Origin of the sequence: Candidatus Planktophila vernalis (assembly GCF_002288185.1) — a bacterium.
In the GTDB taxonomy this organism is placed as follows: domain Bacteria; phylum Actinomycetota; class Actinomycetes; order Nanopelagicales; family Nanopelagicaceae; genus Planktophila; species Planktophila vernalis.
The window spans coordinates 1-21,081 of record NZ_CP016776.1; the positions used below are offsets into that span (position 1 = coordinate 1).

Below are 21,081 nucleotides of genomic sequence, written 5' to 3' on the forward strand. Positions count from 1 at the left end.
CAGGTTTATAGCTTTTGGGGGTTTTATAAGGGCTCAACCTGGGGTTTAGACCACAGGCTGTGGATAACCCTGTGGATATCAGAGAGGGGCCGAAATGGCCGTTAAAGAGATTGAGTTAACGACTCTCTGGGATCGCGTTATTGAAGAGGTTGCCGTTGATGCGCCTCAACATCGAGCATTTTTACAACTTACAAAGCCTTTAGGTCTACTCCACAACAACGATCAAACAACATTGCTGGTCGCAGCCCCTAATCTTTTTGCAAAAGATGTTTTAGAAAGCCGCCTGCGCACAGTTGTCTGTGATGTTTTAACTCGCGAACTCGGCGATAAGGCCAACATCGCTGTGACTGTTGATGAATCTTTGGAATCTGCCGAACCACAAACTCCTGAAGTTGATATTGAGTTCGTTGCACCCAAGGTTGGAACAGGTCGCGAAGAAGCTCCGTCGAAAATTGCAGAGGTTTCACAACTTAACTCTCGCTACATCTTCGAAACTTTCGTTATTGGTGCATCAAATCGTTTTGCTCATGCTGCAGCTGTGGCTGTTGCTGAAGCACCAGCTAAGGCATACAACCCGCTATTTATTTATGGTGAGTCAGGCCTTGGAAAAACCCACTTATTACACGCTATTGGGGCCTATGCGAAAGAGCTCTATGGCAGCGTTCGTGTTCGCTATGTTTCATCAGAAGAGTTCACTAATGACTTTATTAACTCCATCCGCGATGACAAGGCAACTGCTTTCCAGCGCCGCTACCGCGATCTAGATGTTCTACTTGTCGATGACATTCAGTTTTTAGAAAACAAAGAACGAACACAGGAAGAGTTCTTCCACACTTTCAATACTTTGTATAACGCTAACAAACAGATTGTTATCTCAAGTGATCGACCACCAAAGCAGTTAATAACTTTGGAAGATCGCCTACGTTCTCGTTTTGAGTGGGGTTTGATTACAGATATTCAACCTCCTGAATTAGAAACACGTATTGCAATTCTTCGCAAAAAAGCTGCGCAAGATAAGTTGAACGCACCTGATGATGTTTTGGAATACATAGCTAGCAAGATTTCAACAAACATCCGCGAACTTGAAGGCGCACTTATTCGCGTTACAGCTTTCGCATCTTTAAATCGCCAGAGTGTTGATCTTTCACTTGCTGAAATTGTTTTAAAGGATTTAATTCCTAATGAGAACAACCCAGAGATAACCGGCGCCACGATCATGGCTCAGACCGCTGCTTATTTCTCACTTACTATTGATGATCTTTGTGGAACATCTCGCTCTCGGGTATTAGTTAATGCCCGCCAGATTGCGATGTATCTCTGCCGCGAGTTAACCGAACTCTCGCTTCCAAAAATCGGCCAAACATTCGGCGGGCGCGACCACACCACGGTTATGCACGCCGACCGCAAAATCCGTCAACTGATGGCTGAGCGTCGTTCGATCTATAACCAGGTCAACGAACTCACCACCAGAATTAAGCAGCAAGCGAGGTAAAGGCACCAAAAGTGTGAAATGTCCGCTTTGACACTCTTTACCCCCAGTTGGGGATAAGTTGTGGACAACTGTGGAGATCTCTAGCTTTTATGTGGATAGGCCAAAGCTGTTGTTGTGAAGAGTAGGAAGGGGAAGGGTGTAACTATGTTTCTTGTGCACACCTTTTCCCGCCTTATTCACATGTTCTGGAAGTTGAAACACCGCACTGAACTGGGCTTTTCGTCTCTATCCACACGAAAGCTGCCTGGTTACTACGACTACCTTTATATATATAAATCTAGATGTGAAACGAACCTTTCACTGAATTGGGGCAGAGCATGAAGTTCATCGTCGAGCAGTCAGCGTTAGTTGATGGCGTTAATTGGGTTTCCCGCTCTCTTTCAACTAGACCGATCAAAACAGAGCTCCTTGGAATAGTTATTGATGCAACAGGCGATCAGGTTTATCTCTCAGCATCTGATTTAGAAACAGCAAGCAAGTCTCATTTTCAAGCAGAGATCAAAGATGCTGGAAAAGTTTTAGTTCCCGGAAAACTTCTAGCGGAAATTTCACGCTCTCTCCCAAATAAACCAATTACTTTTGCGTTAGATGGCACTCGTGTTTTAGTAACTAGCGGCAGCGCAAAATTTACTTTGCCCACTCTTGCAGTTGATGAGTATCCAAACCTTCCAGAGCTACCAGATACAACTGGAACGCTAGCTAGCGATGTATTTGCAACAGCGGTTTCACAAGTTGCTATTGCGGCAGGGCGTGATGATTCATTGCCGACTTTGACTGGTGTTCACGTTGAAATAAATGAGGAAACCGTCACTTTGGCAGCAACCGATAGATATCGCTTGGCTGTGCGAGAAATCCAATGGGATCCAACAACTCCTAATGTTTCAACTAGCGCGCTACTTCGCGCCCGCACTATTGCTGATGCTGCTAAGTCTTTAACTGGAACCAAAACAGTTTCAATCTCTTTTGCACCATCATCTAGCAATGACCGCTTAGCTGGATTTGCTGGTGATGGAAAGACAATGACATCACGTATGTTGGATGGAACTTTCCCACCATACCGCCACCTACTTCCACAAGAAGTAACTTCGACTGCACTCATTGAAGTCGCAACACTTCTAGATTCAGTGCGCCGCGTGGCACTCGTAACAGATAAGACGGTCCCACTGCGCCTTGATTTTAATAACAACACACTCTCCCTTGAAGCAGGAGCTGGCGAAGAAGCACAAGCGACAGAGGCAATTGAAATCTTGTTAACTGGCGAACCAATCTCAATCGCCTTCAACCCAGTTTTTCTTGCTGATGGTTTAACTGCAGTTGGAACCAAGTATGTGCAGATCTCATTTACAGGTCCTAACAAGCCAGCGATTTTGATGGGCAAGAGCGATAAAGATGGCGCACTTGTCGAGAACTATCGTTACCTGTTAATGCCAATGCGCTACGCCTCATAATTTATAGGTTTTATTAATGCGCATTAATAAGTTGGCGCTGACCAACTTTCGTTCCTATCCTTCATTGGAGTTGGAGCTTCAACCTGGAGTCACCACCTTTATTGGTGATAATGGTTCCGGCAAAACAAATATTGCAGAGTCTTTAATTTATTTAGCTTTTCTTTCATCCCACCGTGTTGCCAATAACGTCCCACTTATCTCACTGGGCGCCCAACAAGCAATCATTAGAACTGAGATTGAACGCGATGATCGAATTTTAAATATCGATCTTGAGATTAATGCCAATAAAGCTAACCGCGCGCGAATTAACGGCAACCCAACTAGAAGTCAGCGCGAGATTTTAGGCGCTTGCCAGATCGTTTACTTCTCCCCTGAAGATTTAGATCTAGTGCGCGGAGAACCCGGCGGGCGGCGCGATTTCCTTGATCGCCTGCTCATTACTCGCACCCCACGAATGGCTGGGGTTATCGCCGATTATGAGCGAGTAGTTAAACAGCGCAACGCGTTATTAAAGACTCGCTCTTCAGCCAGTGCACTGCTGCCGTGGAACGAACAGTTAATTAAGTTTGGAGCACAGCTCACTGCTGACCGAATTGCGTTAGTAGAGGCTTTAAACCCTTGGGTTGCAAAGAATTATGCAAACTTAAATGAAGTTAAACCAGCCTCTATTTCATATAAATGCAGCAGTGAGGGTGTCTCCAACAACTTTGAGAACAATGTGGAAGTTTTAACAAAAAGATTAGAAGAAGTCGCCTATCAAGAGATCGAACGCGGGGTTTCCTTAATTGGCCCACACCGCGATGATCTACATTTACAAATCGGAGATTTTCCAGCTAAAGGTTATGCCAGCCATGGTGAATCATGGTCAATGGCGATTTCACTTCGCATCGGGTCTTTTAATCTTTTAAAGAGTGAGGGCTCAGAACCAATCCTTATTTTAGATGATGTCTTTGCAGAACTTGATACATCACGTCGTAAACAATTAATGTCTGCAACCCAAATCGCTGAGCAAACAATTATTACCACGGCCGTTGAAAGTGATTTGCCTGCAGAACTGTTGACCCAAAAGTTTTATGTGACACCTGGAACTGTTAAGAAAGGAAAGAGTTAATGACAAAGCGCGACTTAGCTCTTGATCTTTTTAAGACGTTTAAAACAGGTGTGACAAGAAAACCAAACAAACCTGCACCAACAAAAACAGTTGGACAGGTGGGGGACCCAGAATTAATTGGTGAATTACTTAGTAACATGATTGAAGAACGCGAATGGAACAGTGGATTAGCAGAAGGAAACTTGTTTATTACGTGGGCAACTATTGTTGGCGCAGAAATTGCGCAGCACGCAACACCTATTTCAATTTTGGATTCAACGTTAACAATTCAAACGTCATCAACTGCGTGGGCAACACAATTAACTTTGGTTGCAGATAATTTGTTGGCAACAATTCAAAATGATCCATCAGGTGCCACGATCCAAAAGCTTCGATTTATCGGTCCCCAAGGCCCCAGCTGGAAAAAAGGGGTCCGGGTTATTCGTAACGCCCGAGGACCTCGAGATACCTACGGTTAAGCCCCAGACCCACTAGGAACCCTCACCCGCACGCTCAAAGTTCGGCTATACCCACACCTAAGGCTTATTTTGGCTATTTCAATTCCGATTTTCCCACTAGGATAAGAGCGTGCCGGAGGGATTTTCCCTCCCAGAAGCCCCCAGAGGGCAAAAGAACGATTCGACCTTGAAGGAGACCCAGTGGCTGAGAACTCCTATGACGCATCCAGCATCACGGTGCTGGAGGGTCTGGAGGCTGTTCGCAAGCGCCCAGGAATGTATATCGGTTCCACCGGTGAGCGCGGGCTGCACCACTTGGTTTATGAAGTTGTAGATAACTCTGTAGATGAAGCTCTAGCTGGCTATTGCACCGAGATCAATGTGACGTTGATGGCAGATGGCGGCGTTGAAGTAATCGATAACGGCCGCGGAATCCCGGTGGATATGCACCCGGTTGAAAAGAAACCAGCTTTGGAAGTTGTTCTCACCGTCCTGCACGCCGGTGGAAAGTTTGGCGATGGTGGGTATTCAGTTTCAGGTGGATTACACGGTGTTGGTATCTCAGTTGTTAACGCATTGAGTACAGATCTTTCTGTAACAGTGCAGCGCGATGGAAATTTTTGGTACCAAGATTACAAATTAGGTGTTCCAACTGCTCCAGTTAAAAAAGGTGAGGCTTCAACATCTTCTGGAACAACAGTGCGCTTCTGGCCATCAAAGGAAATCTTTGAAACCACAGATTTTTCTTTTGAGATTTTATCCACTCGCTTTCGAGAAATGGCGTTTTTAAATAAAGGCTTAATTCTGACCCTTACAGATGCTCGCACGGGCCACGTTGATGAAGTCGGTGAACAATTAACAGTTCGCTACCAATACCAAGGTGGTATCTCTGACTTTGTTAAGCATCTAAATTCAACCCGCGGTGAAACACATAAATCAGTTATCTCTTTTGCTTCAGAGGATAAGAAGAACAAAATCGCTCTAGAAGTATCAATGCAATGGAACGCTGGATTTAGTGAATCTGTTTACACATTTGCTAACACGATTCACACACATGAAGGTGGAGCTCACGAAGAAGGTTTCCGCACAGCGCTTACTTCAGTTGTGAACAAGTTTGGTGAAGAAGCAGGATTTATCCGCAAGAAGGAAGATCGCCTCACAGGTGATGATGTGCGCGAAGGTTTAACGGCAATTGTTTCTGTGAAATTAGCTGACCCACAATTTGAAGGCCAGACAAAAACCAAACTAGGTAACACCTCAGCAAAAACTTTCACACAAAAAGTTGTTAATGAAGAACTCACCACTTGGTTTGAACAAAACCCTGCAGAAGGCAAAGAGATTGTTCGAAAAAGCATTGATGCAGCTGCAGCACGCGTGGCAGCACGCAAAGCCCGCGACTTAAGTCGTAACCGTAAAGGCCTACTAGAAGGCCGTGGAATGCCAGGAAAGCTAGCTGATTGCCAGTGGACCGATCCTGCAAAGTGTGAGCTTTATATTGTTGAGGGAGATTCAGCCGGCGGTTCGACTAAAGGTGGCCGCGATTCACGTAATCAAGCTGTTCTTCCAATTCGCGGAAAGATTTTGAATGTTGAAAAAGCACGCATTGATCGTGTTTTGCAAAACAATGAAGTTCAAGCGTTAATCACTGCGCTGGGTACTGGCGTGCACGATGATTTCGATATTGAAAAACTTCGCTATCACAAGATTATTTTGATGGCAGATGCCGACGTTGATGGTCAACACATTCGCACATTGCTTTTAACTTTGTTGTTCCGCTTTATGCGCCCACTTATTGAAAACGGCTTTGTTTACTTTGCACAACCCCCTCTCTATAAATTGAAGTGGGGCGGAAAAGAGCCAGTTGAATATGCATTTAGTGATCGCGAACGCGACGGCATGATTGAACTTGGTTTAGCTGCAGGAAAGCGTTTGCCTAAAGATGATGGAATTCAGCGCTTTAAAGGTTTAGGTGAAATGCCAGCTAAGGAACTCTGGGACACAACAATGGATCCAGAGCACCGCGTTCTTGTGCGAGTCACATTAGATGATGCTGCAGCAGCCGATGATTTGTTCTCAGTTCTCATGGGTGAAGATGTTGAAAAACGCCGTGCATTTATTCAGCGCAACGCTAAAGACGTCAGGTTCTTGGATATCTAATGGATGAATTGAATCCAAATAATCTCGAGTCTTTCGACAAGATTGAAACCGTTGATCTTCAAGTTGAAATGGCGCGCTCATACCTTGACTACGCCATGTCAGTTATTGTCGGTCGAGCACTGCCAGATATTCGCGATGGATTAAAACCAGTTCACCGCCGTGTTCTTTATGCAATGTATGACGCGGGATATCGCCCAGATAAGGGTTACTACAAATCTTCTCGTATCGTCGGTGACGTTATGGGTAATTACCACCCACACGGTGACACTGCGATCTATGACTCTGTAGTTCGCCTTGCCCAGCACTGGTCTTTGCGTTATTTGCTCATTGATGGAAATGGAAACTTCGGTTCACCTGGAAACGATCCGGCTGCAGCGATGCGTTACACCGAAGCCCGTTTGTCATCCCTTGCAATGGAGATGATGCGCGATATCGATGAAGACACCGTTGATTTTGTTCCAAACTACGACGGACGCTCACAAGAGCCAACAGTTTTACCTTCTCGCCTGCCTAACCTTCTAGTTAATGGAAGCGCCGGTATTGCAGTTGGTATGGCTACAAATATTCCACCGCATAATCTTCGTGAAATCGGTGAAGCTGTAATTTTCGCGCTAGAAAATCCAGATATGAAGCAAGAAGAGCTTCTAGCTAAGTTCTTAACGATTGTTAAAGGTCCTGATTTTCCTACAAAAGGATTAATTGTTGGACGCGGTGGCATTGAAGATGCTTATCGAACAGGACGTGGATCAATCACTATGCGCGCAGTTGTGCAAGTAGAAGAGATTAATAAGCGCACCTGTTTGGTTATTAGCGAGCTTCCTTATCAAGTCAACCCAGATAACTTAGCTCTTAAAATCGCTGAACTTGTTAAAGATGGAAAAATTAAGGGAATTGCCGATGTGCGCGATGAAGGTAATGAGCGCTTAGGTCAGAGATTAGTAATTGTTTTACAAACAAGTGCTATTCCAAAGGTTGTTCTTAATAACCTTTATAAGCAGACACAACTACAAGACACATTTGGTGCGAACATGTTGGCCTTGGTTGATGGCGTTCCACGCACATTGCGCCTTGATGAATTCATCCGTTACTACATCGAACACCAGATTGAAGTAATTGTTCGCCGTACTAAGTTCCGCTTAGCTGAAAAAGAAAAGCGTGCACATATTTTGCAGGGCTACCTCAAAGCACTTGATGCACTTGACGCAGTGATTGCGTTGATCCGTGCATCAACAACGCCTGAAGAAGCTCGTACTGGTTTGATGAAACTTCTAGATGTTGATGAAATTCAAGCAAACGCTATTTTGGATATGCAACTACGCCGTATTGCAGCCCTTGAGCGCCAGAAGATTAATGATGAATATGATGCGCTAATGGCTGACATTGTCATCCTCAACGCTATTTTGATTAGCCCTGAAAAGCAGCGCGATATCGTTAAAACAGAGCTCACTGATTTAGTTGCAAAGTATGGCGATGATCGTCGCACACAGATTGTTGCAAGTGAAGGTGATTTCAGTGCAGAAGATTTAATCCCAGATCAAGATGTGGTTGTAACAATCACTCGTGGTGGGTATTCAAAGCGCACCATGGCAGATCTTTATCGATCACAACGCCGTGGTGGTCGTGGTGTTAAGGGTGCAGCACTCAAAGAGGATGACGTTGTTGATCATTTCTTTGTTGCATCAACACATGACTGGTTATTGTTCTTTACAAACCAAGGACGCGTCTATCGCGCCAAGGTGCACGAGCTTCCAGATGCTGGTCGTGATGCTCGCGGACAACACGTTGCCAACTTAATGGCATTTAAGCCCGAAGAGAAAATTGCAGAAGTGCTTTCCCTAAAGGATTACACAATCTCTCCATTCTTAGTTCTTGCAACTAAAAAGGGTTTGATTAAGAAAACTCCTCTCGTTGAATTTGATTCACCTCGTACTGGCGGTTTGATTGCAATCTCACTCAAGCCAGGAGATGAAGTAGTTGGCGCATCACTTGTTAATAACGGTGATGAACTCTTACTTGTTTCTACTAAGGGAATGTCACTGCGTTTCACAGCAGATGATGAATCACTGCGCCCAATGGGTCGATCAACTAGCGGTGTTATTGGAATGAAGTTCCGTGCACAGGATTCATTGCTGACAATGGCCAGAGTGAACTCAGAACTTGCAGCGAACTCATTTGTTTTCACCGCAACTGATGCTGGTTATGGCAAGAAGACTCCACTTGAGGAATATCGTTTACAAGGCCGCGGTGGAATTGGAATTAAAGCTGCCAAGATCGATGAGAGTTCTAGAGGCTCATTAGTGAGCGCACTTGTGCTGCGTGATGAGGATGAAGTCCTAGCAATTACTTCTGCTGGCACAGTTATGCGCACACCAGCAGCCGAGGTGCGCCAAACTGGGCGTGATTCAATGGGTGTGCGCCTAGTGAACCTGGATGAAGGCGTGGCATTGGTCTCGGTGACCAAGAACAGCGAAGATGAGATTTCTTCGAAAAGTTAGTATGGTTCGGCTCTGAGTTAAGCAGCTAATCCCCATTTTGGGAGTTAGGGAAGTTCAAGGTAACCTTGCGCTTCTGCAATCGAGATTCATCTTTGTTGCGGGCCTATAGCTCAGCCTGGTTAGAGCGCTTCCCTGATAAGGAAGAGGTCGATGGTTCGAGTCCATCTAGGCCCACCCCGCTCTCAAACGGGGACCTAGCTCAATTGGTAGAGCACCGCCTTTGCAAGGCGGGGGTTAGGGGTTCGATTCCCCTGGTCTCCACGTTATGACTACTACAGCGACCCTACACACATCACTCGGTGACATTGTCATCGAGCTATTTCCTAACCATGCACCAAAGACTGTTGCAAACTTTGTTGAGTTAGCAACTGGTGCAAAAGAGTGGACTGATCCAGGCACTGGAAATAAGACAACTGCCAATCTTTATGACGGAACTATTTTTCACCGTGTCATCGACGGTTTCATGATTCAAGGTGGAGATCCACTTGGTCAAGGAACTGGCGGACCGGGATATCGCTTCGCAGATGAATTCCACGGAGAGTTAGTTTTTGATCGTCCATACATTCTTGCAATGGCTAACTCAGGTCCAGGAACAAATGGTTCACAGTTCTTTATTACTGTTGCACCAACAACGTGGTTAAACCGCAAGCACTCAATCTTTGGTGAGGTAAAGGATTCTGCTAGCCAGGCTGTAGTTGATGCAATTGCAACTGCAAAGACAGGCGCGCAAGATAAGCCAGTAACACCAATAACAATCAACAGCGTTACCGTTGCTTAAGCGCTCTGCTACTTATTCTTTAATCGCAATTATTTGCGGTGCATACCTGCTGCAAATGGTTGTTCCAACAATTGAAATGCGTTTAGTTTTACCTAACATAGATTATTTACTGGCAACCAATGAGTGGTATCGATTATTTTCAGTCTCACTCGTTCATGCCGGTCTACTACACCTTGGTTTTAACATGTATGCATTAATGGTTTTAGGCAATCCAATTGAAGAAGCATTTGGTAAGAACAAGATGTTATTTATCTTTTTCTTCTCGTTGCTAATCGGCTCACTGACTTCTTCCTATTTTGCTTCCCCTACTTCTTATTCAGTGGGTGCATCAGGCGCGGTCTTTGGATTGTTCGGGGCGATTGCCTTAGTTGGAAAGCGCATCGGCACAGATACACGTTCGATCTATGTAATTATCGGAATTAACTTTGCGATTGGTTTTGTACTTGGGGGAGTTGATTGGAAAGCTCACCTAGGTGGATTAGTAGGCGGAGTTATTGCAGCCCAGTTGATCCTCAATAAACGCTAAAGAGTTATCCACAGCCTTTACCCACAATGTGGATTGAATTACAAGCGTGTAATTAAGAAGGTATTAACGCCAGCGAGTGGCTAGTGAGAAGCCCACACCGATAAAGCTAAAGCCAACAATCATGTTCCATGCACCGATGCCTGGGATTGGGTATTGGGTCTGAGTGACATAGAAGATCACAATCCAGAACAGGCCAATCAAGAAGGCAGCGACCATTGTTGGGGCTAACCACTTAGGGCTCTCTAGCGGGCCATGCGGAGTTTCAACGACAACTTCCTGGTTATGGGCGCGCGCTTCAGCGACTTTCTTACGGAGCTTTGATTTAGGCATACGCGAAAGATACACCATGAGCAAGAATGCTCCTATGGCCACCAAGATCCTCGTCGTCGATAACTACGACTCCTTTGTCTTTAACTTGGTGCAGTACCTACAGCAGCTAGGGGCAGAGTGCACCGTGGTTCGAAACGATGCCGTGCAGGCCCACGATGCGGCCAACTACGACGGCGTTCTCATCTCACCAGGACCAGGAGTTCCTGAAAAGGCTGGCGTGAGTGTTGAAATGATTAAGTTTTGCGCCGAGAAAAAGATTCCACTTTTTGGTGTGTGTTTAGGCCATCAAGCAATCGGTGTTGCATTTGGTGCAACTGTTTCGCGCGCACCAGAACTACTGCATGGGAAAACTTCTTTAGTACATCATCAACAACAAGGTGTTCTTGAAGATCTGCCATCACCATTTACGGCAACTCGTTATCACTCACTGTGTGTTGAGCGAGACACGGTTGGTGCAGATTTAGAGATAACAGGAGCAACTGAATCTGGAATTGTTATGTCCATGCGCCATCGCACATTACCAATTGAAGGTGTGCAGTTTCATCCAGAGTCAGTATTAACTGAACACGGTCATCAGATGTTAGCTAACTGGTTAACTGCATGTGGTGATAAGAATGCAAAAGCTAAAGCAGTTGGTCTTTCACCAGTAGTTGGTAGCCGTTCTTAAGGTGCTTTATTAACCGTAATGGTTACTGATTTACCAATGGTTTGTGTAGTTCCAGCATCAGGTGCTTGTCTAATAACAACACCAATAGGTTGGTTTGCATCGTATGCATCAATGGCATTGACTAAGAATCCGGCTTGAACAAGCAGAGTTCTAGCTTGAATTGCATCAACTCCGATCAACGCTGGAACAACAACCTGACCACTAGCAATTTGTAATACAACTCCACTACCTGCAGTAATAGTTGAACCAGGCTCAGGAGTAACTTTTAAAACTGTTCCAAGTGCTTCATCAGATGGAACTGCTTCTGTGCGAGAGACAAGTAAACCAACAGCACTGAGTGCTCCGCGTGCATCAATGAGAGACATACCTACTAAATCTGCAGGAACAATCGCATCTCCCGGCCCATCTGAGATTGTTAAAACAACCCCAGAGCCCTTTTGTGCACGTGTTGTTGCCAGAGGTATTTGGCTAGCAACTCGATCAATAGGAATGCGTCCATCGTGCGCACGCTGGATTGTTACAACATAATCTTTCAAAAGAGCCTGGGCATCAACTTGAGTCAACCCCACAACGTTAGGGATTTGAGGCAGATTATTAGTATCCGCAGCTGGGCGAGTTACAAATAACCCAGCGGCAATAACTGTAATTGCAAGGATTGAACTTAAAGCCCCCACTAATACTTTACGGCGTGAGATTTTAACTTTAGGAATAGTTGTAGTTAAGGCTTGCCCAGTTCCCACCTTGAATAAATCATCGAGCATCAATCCTGCTGATTGATAACGATCTTCAGGTTTCTTAGCAAGTGCCACAGAGAGAATGACATCAACACCTTCAGGTAGTTCCGGTTGGATCTTGCTAGGTGCAACAAGAACTCCCGAAACATGTTGGTAGGCGATTGAAACAGGAGTGTCACCAGTAAATGGTGGCTTGCCAGTTAATACTTCATAGAGCAAACATCCAGTTGAATAAATATCACTGCGCAAATCTGCAACCTCACCCAGAGCTTGCTCAGGGGAAAGGTATTGAGCGGTACCAACAATGTTCCACGTGCTTGTTAGTGTTGCACCAAGATCTGCAAGTGCACGAGCAATACCAAAATCCATCACCTTCACATCGCCATGATCGGTAATCATGATGTTGGCAGGCTTTATATCTCGGTGAACAATTCCGCGCTCATGAGAATATTCAAGAGCAGCCAAAATTCCTTCACCGATTTCGAGTGCGCGCTTAAGTGGAACACGCTCACCGTTATGAATCAGGTCGCGCAAAGTGTGGCCAGAGACTAACTCCATCACTATGTATGGGGCAGGTTCTTCACCTGAGTCATAGACCGCAACAATTCCAGGGTGATTTAAACCAGCAGCAGCCAGCGCTTCTTTTCTAAAGCGGGCAACAAAAGAAGGATCGCGCGCTAAATCACTTCGCAAAACTTTAATTGCAACTTGGCGAGCAAGTCGAGTGTCTTCGGCAACATAGACATCAGCCATACCGCCAGTGCCAATCATTTCGCCAAGCTTGTAGCGATCACCAAAGAGCGAGTTAATCATTGCGCCGCTCCTAAAACTTCATTGGTTGTTACTTCTTCACCGGTTATATCGGCAACAATAACAGTGACGTTATCTGGTGCACCATTTATATAAGTAGCATCAATGAGGGCTTTGAGAGCATCAGATCTATCAGATTTCTTTAATAAGGATTTAATCTCTTTCTCAGTTAAAACACTGGATAAACCATCACTACACAAGAGATATCGATCTTTCTCTTTCACTTCATAGATCTGTAAAACGGGAGTTACTGTGCCCTGACCCATGAGCGCTTGTGTTAAAACAGAGCGCTGTGGGTGATCGGCAACATCAGATTGTGAAATAGCACCTTGATCCAGAAGCTCTTGAATCACTGTGTGGTCATTGCTCAATTGTTCCAATGTATTACCGCGCAAGCGATAGCAACGAGAATCTCCCACGTGTAACAGCGCGATGTTTGAATCAACAACTAATAGCGCAGTCAAGGTTGTTCCCATCCCGCGCACTTCAATTGCCTCTTCTGCGTATTCACCAATCTGGGAATCAATTGTGAAAAGTGAGTTAAGAAGTAGATCTTCTACAGAATCAGAATCAATCTCTGAACTTGTAAGTACGGGGCTAAGTTTTTGCAGAGCTTTAATTGCAATCTTTGATGCAACTTCACCACCAGCATGTCCGCCCATTCCATCAGCAACTGCAATCAGGCGACCAGAAACAAAAGCAGAATCTTCATTTCCACTGCGCTGTAAACCGTCAGCCGAGCGCGCACTGCTCTGGAAGTAAATAGCGCTCATGGGCATAAGCCTAACCCCTGTTAATCTTTAATCATGAAAATATATGCCCACCGCGGAGCTTCTATAGATTTCCCAGAGATGACCATGGATGCATATAAAGCTGCCGTTGATCAAGGCGCTGATGGCATGGAGTGCGACGTCCGCCTGACAAAAGATAACCAGATGTTGTTATGGCATGACGCTGATATGAAGCGCACCGCTGGATATGCAGGTCGCATTGCCGAGATGACGTACCCTCAAATTAAGCAGCATTACCCACAAGCAATGTTGCTCGAAGAATTACTAGAACTTGCTCGAGATAACGATATGGAACTTGCGATTGAAACCAAACATCCAGTTCCGCAAGGAAGTTTGGTTGAAAAGAAAGTTTTAGAACTACTAGAACAAGAAGAGTTAGAAACAGATATTGTCTTAATGTCATTTTCTTGGCTAGCAATTGAAAATATTCGAAAGATCAACCCACAACAAAAGACCGTGGCCCTTTTGGAAGATAAATTCAATTTTTTGATGCAACGATTTACATCTGCACCGATTCTTGGTCCAAGCGTGGAGTATCTACGCTCAAATCCAGAGATGACCCATGCAATCAAGCCTTTATATGTCTGGACCGTTGATGATGCTGACGATATGCGCTTCTGCTTAGAAAATGGTGTTGAGGTCCTCATTACAAATAACCCGTCATATGCACGCAAGGTGCTCGGGTATCATTAGTCAGTGAGCACATACGCGTATTTAGGTCCAAAAGGAACATTCACCGAAGCTGCTCTTAAAAAGATCACTTCTTCAAATGATTCCCTCATCCCGTATGCAAATGTGACGGCAGCACTAGATGCGGTGCGAGTTGGTAAAGCGCACTTTGCGCTAGTGCCCATTGAGAACTCTGTTGAAGGTGTTGTTGCAAGAACCCTGGATGAATTAGCAACAGGAACACCACTTTCTATCGTTGGTGAAGTTACTTTGCCGGTTTCTTTTGCATTAATGTCTAAGCGCGACACAGTTGATATCCGCCGCATTGCTACACACCCACATGCAGAAGCCCAATGCCGTGCATATATTGCTAAGAATTATCCAGATGCAGAATTAATCTCAACTGCATCCACTGCAGCAGCAGCTGAAGCTATTGGCCGCGGAGAATTTGATGCAGCTATTGCAGCTCCAGTTGCAGCAGCACATTACGGACTCACGGTTATTGCAGACAACATCGGAGACATCGTTGGCGCAATCACACGATTTGTTTTGGTCTCAAAGCCAGCAACACCACCGAAGGCAACTGGCTTTGATCGCACATCGCTAGCCGTCTTTATTGGTATTGATCACGCTGGCGCCTTGCTCGATATCTTGACTGAGTTCGCTAAGCGCGACGTTAACTTAACTTTTATTCAGTCACGTCCAACAGGTCTAGAACTTGGCCATTACCATTTCATTATTGATGCCGAGGGCCACGTTAACGATGCTCCAGTAAAGGAGACAGTAGAAGCGTTGCGAGCAATCTGTGAAGATATTCGCTTCCTAGGTTCATATCCACGAGAAAAGGCCGGTAAATGATCGACGTTAAATTCATTCGCGAGAACCCAGATGCAGTTCGTGCATCACAAACGGGTCGCGGTGAAGATGCATCAATTGTTGATCAAATAATTGCATCAGATGAACTACGCCGTGTTGCAATCGAAAAGTTTGAAAAACTACGCGCAGAACAAAACGTTTTATCTAAATCAGTAGGCGCGGCTAAAGGTGATGAAAAGGCTGCTCTGCTTGAAAACGCTAAAGAGTTGGCTACTGCTGTAAAAGAGGCTGATAGCAAGCGCGCAGAGGCAGAAGAGCACACGAAGGCGTTAGTAATGCAATTATCTAACGTTCTTGATCCTGGCGCACCTATTGGCGGAGAAGCAGATTTTAAAGTTCTAGAACATGTTGGCACACCACGTAAGTTTGATTTTGAACCAAAAGATCACGTTGAGCTAGGAAAACTTCTAGGTGCAATTGACACAGAGCGTGGTGCAAAGGTTGCGGGCTCTCGTTCCTATTACTTAACTGGTTCTGGTGCACTTCTAGAGTTTGCACTCGTTAACTACGCAATCTCTATGGCAGTTAAAGCCGGATTCGTTCCTGTTATTCCACCAGTACTTGTTAATCCAGCTGCAATGGAAGGCACAGGATTTCTAGGACAAGCTGCTGAGAATGTTTACAGAATTGAAAAAGATGATGTGTATTTAGTGGGAACTTCTGAAGTTCCACTTGCTGCAATGCATATGGATGAAGTTCTTAACGGAGACAAACTTCCAATGCGCTATGCCGGCTACTCTTCCTGTTTTCGCCGTGAAGCTGGAACGTATGGAAAAGATACTCGCGGAATTATTCGCGTTCACCAGTTTGATAAAGTCGAAATGTTCTCTTTCTGCCATCCAGATCAAGCTAAGGAAGAGCATGCACGTATTTTGCAGTGGGAGAAAGACTTCCTTAATGCAATGGAGATTCCTTACCGCGTTATTGATGTGGCATCAGGAGATCTTGGTTCAAGTGCCAACCGTAAATTCGACTGCGAAGCATGGATTCCTACCCAAGATGCCTACCGCGAAGTCACCAGTACTTCTAACTGCACAGAGTTCCAGGCTCGTCGCCTGAATATCCGTTACAAAGATGCTGATGGCACAAAGGCTGTTGCAACATTGAATGGAACATTAGTTGCCATTCCACGCATGATTGTTGCGATTCTAGAGAACCATCAAAACGCAGATGGAACTGTCAATATTCCAAAGGCGCTACAACCATTTCTTGGTAAAGAACGATTTGAGTTGGTGTGAGTAAGCGCCCCAAACTTATTGCGACAGATTTAGACGGCACAATCGTTCACCACAATGGAACAATCACACAACGCACCATTGATGCTTTCACACGAGCGCGTGATCTCGGCGTTCATATTTATTTTGTAACCGGTCGCCCGCCGCGCTGGATGAATGAAATTAGAGAAACATTTAGTTTCGGCGAAGCAATTTGTGGCAATGGGGCAATGCTCTATGACTTACAAAAGCGTGAAGTGACTGAAGAGTGGATGATCTCAAAAGAAGATCAAATGGAAATTGCACGAAGAATGCGTAAGGCAATTCCGCAAATTTCTTTTGCAATTGAAACCCATGATTACTACCACCGCGAAAAAGCATATGTTCCTAGGTGGGATGTTGGTTTAGATAACGTTGGCGTGGATAAAATTGAAGATGCAACAAAAGGGCCAGTTTTTAAAATGTTAGCCCGTTGCAGTGGTGGCGAACTTACTTCGGATGAAATGCTCGAAATAGCACTTCGCGAACTAGATGGTTTAGTCACCGTGACACATTCAAATGCACGAGAGTCATTACTTGAGATTTCAGCGCTCGGAATATCAAAAGGAACAACACTTGCAAAAGTTGCTGGACGCCTTGGTATCGATGCCGCTGATTGTGTTTCATTTGGAGATAACCCAAATGACTTTCCAATGCTGGCCTGGTGTGGTCGCTCATATGCAATGGCCGATGGACACCCAGATGGAATCAAATATGCAAAAGATGTAGCTCCATCACATGACATCGATGGCGTGGCAATAGTTATTGAGAAGTTGTTAGATCTGCCCGCTTAATTTCTAGCCGATTTTCGACTCCGGCCATCTTCGGGTAATCTCTCCCACGGAGGGCTCGCATAGCGGCCGAGTGCACCGGTCTTGAAAACCGGCAAACGAAAGTTTCGTGGGTTCAAATCCCACGCCCTCCGCCATTTTTTCTTTACTTCTGTGGCTGAGTTCATAGCCATTAGGCGTGACTATTCCTAGCCGAATTTTCACTCTAAGAGGAGACTTACCCCTAGTTATTGCCAATGGTGCCGGGGGAGTTATTCATGTCAGGTGTTTTTTCACCAACGCGCGCAAAGATTAAAGAGCGCACGCTTCGCACAGACAAGTGGTGGTTACAGCCACTCGCAACCTTTGGCGTGCTTATGTCTTTTGTTGTTTATGCAACCTTCCGAGCATTTGAAGGTGCGAATTACTACAAGGATCATTTAATCTCACCATTTTATTCACCATGTTTGTCAGAGGCCTGTCTTCCTGAAGCAACAATTCTTGGCTTTACTCCAGTAAGTGCAGAAATTTTTAACTTCGCACTTTCTCCAGCTTTAATTATTTTAATCTTCCCACTTGGTTTCAGAATGACTTGTTACTACTACCGCAAGTCTTATTACCGTTCATTCTGGATGTCACCACCAGCGTGTGCAGTTGCAGAGCCTCATAAGAAGTACACAGGTGAGACTCGCTTTCCTTTAATTATTCAAAACTCGCATCGCTACTTCTTTTACGCTGGTTTGGTATTAAATGTAATTCTTACTTATGACGCAGTGATTTCATTTAAAAACCCAGAAGGAGAATGGGGCCACATGAGTGTCGGTTCACTTGTTCTTCTTGTGAGCTCAACGATGTTGTGGTTGTACTCAATGTCTTGCCACTCATGTCGTCACACCATCGGTGGACGTTTGAAGAATTTCTCAAAGCACCCAGTGCGCTACAAATTATGGAGTTGGGTTTCGGTCCTCAACCATTCACATCAACGTTTTGCATGGTTCTCACTCGCCGCCGTTGCATTTGCTGACATTTATGTCCGCCAAGTTGCAACTGGCGCCTGGACAAACTTTTACTTCTTCTAAGGGGGATCGACTATGACACTAGAGCGCCATAAGTACGATGTCCTTGTTATTGGAGCAGGTGGTGCTGGTTTGCGCGCTGCCGTTGAAGCAAGAGAGGCAGGATTGCGCGTTGCAATCATCTGTAAATCACTATTTGGTAAGGCCCACACGGTTATGGCCGAAGGTGGCGCGGCTGCATCAATGGGAAACGTCAACGATAAAGATAGTTGGATGGTCCACTTTCGCGACACCATGCGCGGTGGAAAATTCCTAAGCCATTTCCGTATGGCAGAGCTGCATGCAAAGGAAGCGCCAGATCGTATTTGGGAGCTTGAAACATGGGGCGCTCTCTTTGATCGCACTAAAGAAGGAAAGATTTCACAACGTAACTTTGGTGGACATGAATACCCACGCCTTGCTCACGTTGGTGATCGAACAGGTCTAGAACTTATTCGCACCATGCAGCAAAAGATTGTTCAACTGCAGCAAAAAGATGGTCGCGAAACTGGCGATATGGAAAGTGGAATTAAGGTTTTCGCTGAACTCACTATCACTGACATTCTAAAAGAAAACGGAAAGATCTCCGGTGCTTACGGGTACTGGCGTGAATCTGGTGAAGAAGTTTTATTTGAAGCACCTGCAGTTGTCATTGCAACAGGTGGTGTTGGAAAAACTTTCAAGATTACTTCTAATTCATGGGAAGGTACTGGCGATGGACATGCACTTGCATTAAAAGCTGGTGCAAACCTTGTTGACATGGAGTTCTTACAGTTCCACCCAACTGGAATGGTGTGGCCACCATCTGTTCGCGGAATCTTGGTTACCGAATCTGTTCGCGGTGAAGGTGGAGTTCTTACAAATAATCTTGGTGAGCGATTTATGTTCAAATACATTCCAGATGTGTTTAAAGATAAATATGCTGACAATGAAGCAGAAGCAGATCGTTGGTATGAAGATCAGGACAACAACCGCCGTCCACCAGAGCTTTTACCTCGTGATGAAGTGGCTCGCGCAATTAACACCGAAGTTAAATCAGGTCGCGGCACAGAACACGGCGGAGTTTTCCTAGATGTTTCAAAGCGCATCCCTGCAGAGACAATTAAGAAGCGTCTGCCATCAATGTGGCACCAGTTCTATGAACTAGCTGGCGTGGACATTACAAAAGAGGCGATGGAAGTTGGCCCAACATGTCACTATGTCATGGGTGGCGTTGAAGTAGAACCAGATACTGCAGCAGCAGTTGGCGTTCCAGGGCTATTTGCAGCTGGCGAAGTAGCTGGTGGAATGCACGGTTCAAATCGTTTGGGTGGAAACTCATTAACAGATCTATTGGTATTTGGTCGTCGTGCTGGAATGGGCGCTGTTGCCTATGTTAAGAGCAATGGCGCAAATCCAGTCAGTGAAGGCGCAATTACGGCCGCTGCTAAGAAAATCCAAGCACCATTTGATCGCGAAGGTGGAGAAAACTCCTACTCTTTGCACGCAGAACTACAGGAAATCACTCACAACCTTGTTGGAATTATTCGCACCAGGTCTGAGTTAGCTGAAGCAATTGAAAAGATTGCAGCGATTAGAGCACGCAGTGCAAATGTTTCTGTAAGTGGTGGACGTAAGTTCAACCCGGGATTCCACTTAGCTTTTGACTTAGACAACATGTTGTTAGTTGCTGAATCAACTGCAAAATCTGCGATTAATCGAGAAGAATCTCGCGGTGGTCACACACGTGATGACTTCCCAACTATGAATGAAAAGTGGCGTCAAAAAAATAATATTTCCTCTTTTGATGGAACAAAAGTAAATGTTCGCGAGCAGGCTCTGCCAGCGATTCCAAAGGAACTCTTTGACCTCTTCGACATTCACGAGTTGGAGAAATACATGACACCGGAAGAAATTGCGAAAGGCGGTTCCAACTAATGGCGCGCAATATCAAACTTCGCATCTGGCGTGGAGATTCAACTGACGGTGGCCTTAAAGATGTTGTCGTAGAGGCTAACGAGGGCGAAGTTGTTCTCGACGTCATTCACCGTGTTCAAGCAACACAGATGGGCGATTTGGCTGTTCGCTGGAACTGCAAAGCCGGTAAATGTGGATCTTGTTCCATGGAGATCAACGGAAAGCCCCGTCTTGCATGCATGACACAGGTTGCATCATTTGGTGAAGAAGAGACAATCACAGTCACACCACTTCGAGCATTTCCAATCATTAAAGACTTAGTAACAGATGTTTCCTTTAACTACAAAAAAGCAATGGAAGTTCCTGCTTATGAGCATCCAAAAGATTTAGCACCAGGGCAAGCTCGTATGGAACAGATCGATGTTGAGCGAAGCCAGGAGTTCCGTAAGTGCATCGAATGCTTCCTTTGCCAAGATGTATGTCATGTTGTGCGCGATCACGAAGAGAATAAGAAGTCTTTTGCCGGGCCTCGTTTCTTCATTCGCATCGCAGAACTAGATATGCACCCACTTGATATGTTGAAGAACCGTAAAAAGAGCGCTCAAGAAGAGCATGGTCTTGGAATGTGTAACATCACTAAGTGCTGTACTGAGGTATGTCCTGAACACATCAAGATCACCGATAACGCAATTATCCCGATGAAGGAGCGCGTTGTGGACATTAAATATGATCCTGCACGCTGGCTAGGTTCCAAGATTCGCAGGCGCGAGGGTCTTTAATAGAGAC

General features: G+C 45.2%; 19 protein-coding genes and 3 tRNA genes. 19 read left to right on the forward strand and 3 right to left on the reverse strand.

All coding sequences use genetic code 11. The features are described 5' to 3' along the window. Positions 1 to 94: 94 nt before the first annotated feature. The 10 genes from dnaA to A7sIIA15_RS00050 all read left to right on the forward strand — a co-directional run bounded on the left by dnaA (position 95) and on the right by A7sIIA15_RS00050 (position 10,444). A complete protein-coding gene (dnaA, locus tag A7sIIA15_RS00005; RefSeq protein ID WP_095685241.1) occupies positions 95 to 1,492 on the forward strand; it encodes a chromosomal replication initiator protein DnaA in 1,398 nt (465 codons plus the stop codon). Positions 1,493 to 1,809: 317 nt separating this feature from the next. Next, positions 1,810 to 2,940 carry a DNA polymerase III subunit beta gene (gene dnaN / locus A7sIIA15_RS00010; protein WP_095685242.1) on the forward strand — a complete coding sequence of 377 codons (1,131 nt, stop codon included), beginning with the start codon at positions 1,810 to 1,812 and terminating at the stop codon, positions 2,938 to 2,940. A gap of 16 nt (positions 2,941 to 2,956) precedes the next feature. After that, positions 2,957 to 4,051: a DNA replication/repair protein RecF gene (recF, locus tag A7sIIA15_RS00015; protein WP_095685243.1), complete on the forward strand. Its 1,095-nt coding sequence runs from the start codon at positions 2,957 to 2,959 to the stop codon at positions 4,049 to 4,051. Beyond that, complete coding sequence (locus A7sIIA15_RS00020) at positions 4,051 to 4,509, forward strand: DciA family protein (RefSeq protein WP_095685244.1); 459 nt, start codon at positions 4,051 to 4,053, stop codon at positions 4,507 to 4,509. The genes recF and A7sIIA15_RS00020 overlap by 1 nt, the downstream gene beginning before the upstream one ends. 180 nt (positions 4,510 to 4,689) lie before the next feature. Beyond that, entirely contained in the window at positions 4,690 to 6,645 is a 1,956-nt protein-coding gene (gene gyrB, locus A7sIIA15_RS00025; RefSeq protein WP_095685245.1) for a DNA topoisomerase (ATP-hydrolyzing) subunit B, read from the forward strand. After that, positions 6,645 to 9,140 (forward strand): DNA gyrase subunit A, encoded by a 2,496-nt coding sequence (gyrA, locus tag A7sIIA15_RS00030; protein ID WP_095685246.1) that lies wholly within the window; start codon positions 6,645 to 6,647, stop codon positions 9,138 to 9,140. The genes gyrB and gyrA overlap by 1 nt, the downstream gene beginning before the upstream one ends. A gap of 99 nt (positions 9,141 to 9,239) precedes the next feature. Continuing rightward, a tRNA-Ile gene (locus tag A7sIIA15_RS00035) sits at positions 9,240 to 9,314 on the forward strand. A gap of 14 nt (positions 9,315 to 9,328) precedes the next feature. After that, a tRNA-Ala gene (locus A7sIIA15_RS00040) sits at positions 9,329 to 9,401 on the forward strand. 4 nt (positions 9,402 to 9,405) lie between these two features. After that, the gene (locus A7sIIA15_RS00045; RefSeq protein ID WP_095685247.1) at positions 9,406 to 9,918 is read left to right on the forward strand and encodes a peptidylprolyl isomerase; all 513 of its coding nucleotides are present in this window, start codon (positions 9,406 to 9,408) and stop codon (positions 9,916 to 9,918) included. Beyond that, complete coding sequence (locus tag A7sIIA15_RS00050) at positions 9,911 to 10,444, forward strand: rhomboid family intramembrane serine protease (RefSeq protein WP_095685248.1); 534 nt, start codon at positions 9,911 to 9,913, stop codon at positions 10,442 to 10,444. The genes A7sIIA15_RS00045 and A7sIIA15_RS00050 overlap by 8 nt, the downstream gene beginning before the upstream one ends. Positions 10,445 to 10,507: 63 nt before the next feature. On the opposite strand, the gene A7sIIA15_RS00055 is transcribed toward A7sIIA15_RS00050, so the two are convergent. Then, a complete protein-coding gene (locus A7sIIA15_RS00055) occupies positions 10,508 to 10,792 on the reverse strand; it encodes a cell division protein CrgA (protein WP_095685249.1) in 285 nt (94 codons plus the stop codon). Between A7sIIA15_RS00055 and A7sIIA15_RS00060 the strand changes: the two genes are divergently transcribed. Beyond that, positions 10,791 to 11,441, forward strand: coding sequence for an aminodeoxychorismate/anthranilate synthase component II (locus A7sIIA15_RS00060; protein WP_190279141.1), 651 nt, complete (start codon positions 10,791 to 10,793; stop codon positions 11,439 to 11,441). The genes A7sIIA15_RS00055 and A7sIIA15_RS00060 overlap by 2 nt on opposite strands. Here the strand turns inward: A7sIIA15_RS00060 and A7sIIA15_RS00065 are convergent. Both A7sIIA15_RS00065 and A7sIIA15_RS00070 read right to left on the reverse strand, forming a co-directional pair. Beyond that, positions 11,438 to 12,988: a protein kinase domain-containing protein gene (locus tag A7sIIA15_RS00065; protein WP_095685250.1), complete on the reverse strand. Its 1,551-nt coding sequence runs from the start codon at positions 12,986 to 12,988 to the stop codon at positions 11,438 to 11,440. The genes A7sIIA15_RS00060 and A7sIIA15_RS00065 overlap by 4 nt on opposite strands. Beyond that, on the reverse strand, positions 12,985 to 13,758 hold the full coding sequence (locus A7sIIA15_RS00070) for a PP2C family protein-serine/threonine phosphatase (protein ID WP_095685251.1): 774 nt from the start codon (positions 13,756 to 13,758) through the stop codon (positions 12,985 to 12,987). The genes A7sIIA15_RS00065 and A7sIIA15_RS00070 overlap by 4 nt, the downstream gene beginning before the upstream one ends. A gap of 33 nt (positions 13,759 to 13,791) precedes the next feature. Between A7sIIA15_RS00070 and A7sIIA15_RS00075 the strand changes: the two genes are divergently transcribed. The 8 genes from A7sIIA15_RS00075 to A7sIIA15_RS00110 all read left to right on the forward strand — a co-directional run bounded on the left by A7sIIA15_RS00075 (position 13,792) and on the right by A7sIIA15_RS00110 (position 21,074). After that, on the forward strand, positions 13,792 to 14,469 hold the full coding sequence (locus A7sIIA15_RS00075) for a glycerophosphodiester phosphodiesterase (protein ID WP_095657806.1): 678 nt from the start codon (positions 13,792 to 13,794) through the stop codon (positions 14,467 to 14,469). Positions 14,470 to 14,472: 3 nt separating this feature from the next. Next, the gene (gene pheA / locus A7sIIA15_RS00080) at positions 14,473 to 15,303 is read left to right on the forward strand and encodes a prephenate dehydratase (protein ID WP_095685252.1); all 831 of its coding nucleotides are present in this window, start codon (positions 14,473 to 14,475) and stop codon (positions 15,301 to 15,303) included. Beyond that, positions 15,300 to 16,559 (forward strand): serine--tRNA ligase, encoded by a 1,260-nt coding sequence (serS, locus tag A7sIIA15_RS00085; protein ID WP_095685253.1) that lies wholly within the window; start codon positions 15,300 to 15,302, stop codon positions 16,557 to 16,559. Before pheA ends, serS begins: the two co-directional genes overlap by 4 nt. Then, on the forward strand, positions 16,556 to 17,368 hold the full coding sequence (locus A7sIIA15_RS00090; protein ID WP_095685254.1) for an HAD family hydrolase: 813 nt from the start codon (positions 16,556 to 16,558) through the stop codon (positions 17,366 to 17,368). The genes serS and A7sIIA15_RS00090 overlap by 4 nt, the downstream gene beginning before the upstream one ends. Positions 17,369 to 17,416: 48 nt before the next feature. Beyond that, positions 17,417 to 17,502 (forward strand) — tRNA-Ser (locus tag A7sIIA15_RS00095). A 120-nt stretch (positions 17,503 to 17,622) separates the two neighbouring features. Further along, complete coding sequence (locus tag A7sIIA15_RS00100) at positions 17,623 to 18,423, forward strand: hypothetical protein (RefSeq protein ID WP_095685255.1); 801 nt, start codon at positions 17,623 to 17,625, stop codon at positions 18,421 to 18,423. Between the two features lie 12 nt (positions 18,424 to 18,435). Continuing rightward, complete coding sequence (locus tag A7sIIA15_RS00105) at positions 18,436 to 20,316, forward strand: fumarate reductase/succinate dehydrogenase flavoprotein subunit (RefSeq protein WP_095685256.1); 1,881 nt, start codon at positions 18,436 to 18,438, stop codon at positions 20,314 to 20,316. Then, positions 20,316 to 21,074, forward strand: coding sequence for a succinate dehydrogenase/fumarate reductase iron-sulfur subunit (locus A7sIIA15_RS00110; protein WP_095685257.1), 759 nt, complete (start codon positions 20,316 to 20,318; stop codon positions 21,072 to 21,074). Before A7sIIA15_RS00105 ends, A7sIIA15_RS00110 begins: the two co-directional genes overlap by 1 nt. The last annotated feature ends 7 nt before the right edge of the window (positions 21,075 to 21,081 follow it).

Bases quoted from the DNA above. Each gene is read 5' to 3' on its own strand.
- A7sIIA15_RS00075 (WP_095657806.1), top strand. From the start codon at position 13,792: ATGAAAATATATGCCCACCGCGGAGCTTCTATAGATTTCCCAGAGATG.
- A7sIIA15_RS00070 (WP_095685251.1), bottom strand. From the start codon at position 13,758: ATGAGCGCTATTTACTTCCAGAGCAGTGCGCGCTCGGCTGACGGTTTA.
- A7sIIA15_RS00110 (WP_095685257.1), top strand. From the start codon at position 20,316: ATGGCGCGCAATATCAAACTTCGCATCTGGCGTGGAGATTCAACTGAC.
- dnaA (WP_095685241.1), top strand. From the start codon at position 95: ATGGCCGTTAAAGAGATTGAGTTAACGACTCTCTGGGATCGCGTTATT.
- A7sIIA15_RS00060 (WP_190279141.1), top strand. From the start codon at position 10,791: ATGAGCAAGAATGCTCCTATGGCCACCAAGATCCTCGTCGTCGATAAC.
- A7sIIA15_RS00105 (WP_095685256.1), top strand. From the start codon at position 18,436: ATGACACTAGAGCGCCATAAGTACGATGTCCTTGTTATTGGAGCAGGT.
- recF (WP_095685243.1), top strand. From the start codon at position 2,957: ATGCGCATTAATAAGTTGGCGCTGACCAACTTTCGTTCCTATCCTTCA.
- gyrA (WP_095685246.1), top strand. From the start codon at position 6,645: ATGGATGAATTGAATCCAAATAATCTCGAGTCTTTCGACAAGATTGAA.
- A7sIIA15_RS00045 (WP_095685247.1), top strand. From the start codon at position 9,406: ATGACTACTACAGCGACCCTACACACATCACTCGGTGACATTGTCATC.
- serS (WP_095685253.1), top strand. From the start codon at position 15,300: ATGATCGACGTTAAATTCATTCGCGAGAACCCAGATGCAGTTCGTGCA.
- A7sIIA15_RS00055 (WP_095685249.1), bottom strand. From the start codon at position 10,792: ATGGTGTATCTTTCGCGTATGCCTAAATCAAAGCTCCGTAAGAAAGTC.
- A7sIIA15_RS00065 (WP_095685250.1), bottom strand. From the start codon at position 12,988: ATGATTAACTCGCTCTTTGGTGATCGCTACAAGCTTGGCGAAATGATT.
- A7sIIA15_RS00020 (WP_095685244.1), top strand. From the start codon at position 4,051: ATGACAAAGCGCGACTTAGCTCTTGATCTTTTTAAGACGTTTAAAACA.
- A7sIIA15_RS00100 (WP_095685255.1), top strand. From the start codon at position 17,623: ATGTCAGGTGTTTTTTCACCAACGCGCGCAAAGATTAAAGAGCGCACG.
- dnaN (WP_095685242.1), top strand. From the start codon at position 1,810: ATGAAGTTCATCGTCGAGCAGTCAGCGTTAGTTGATGGCGTTAATTGG.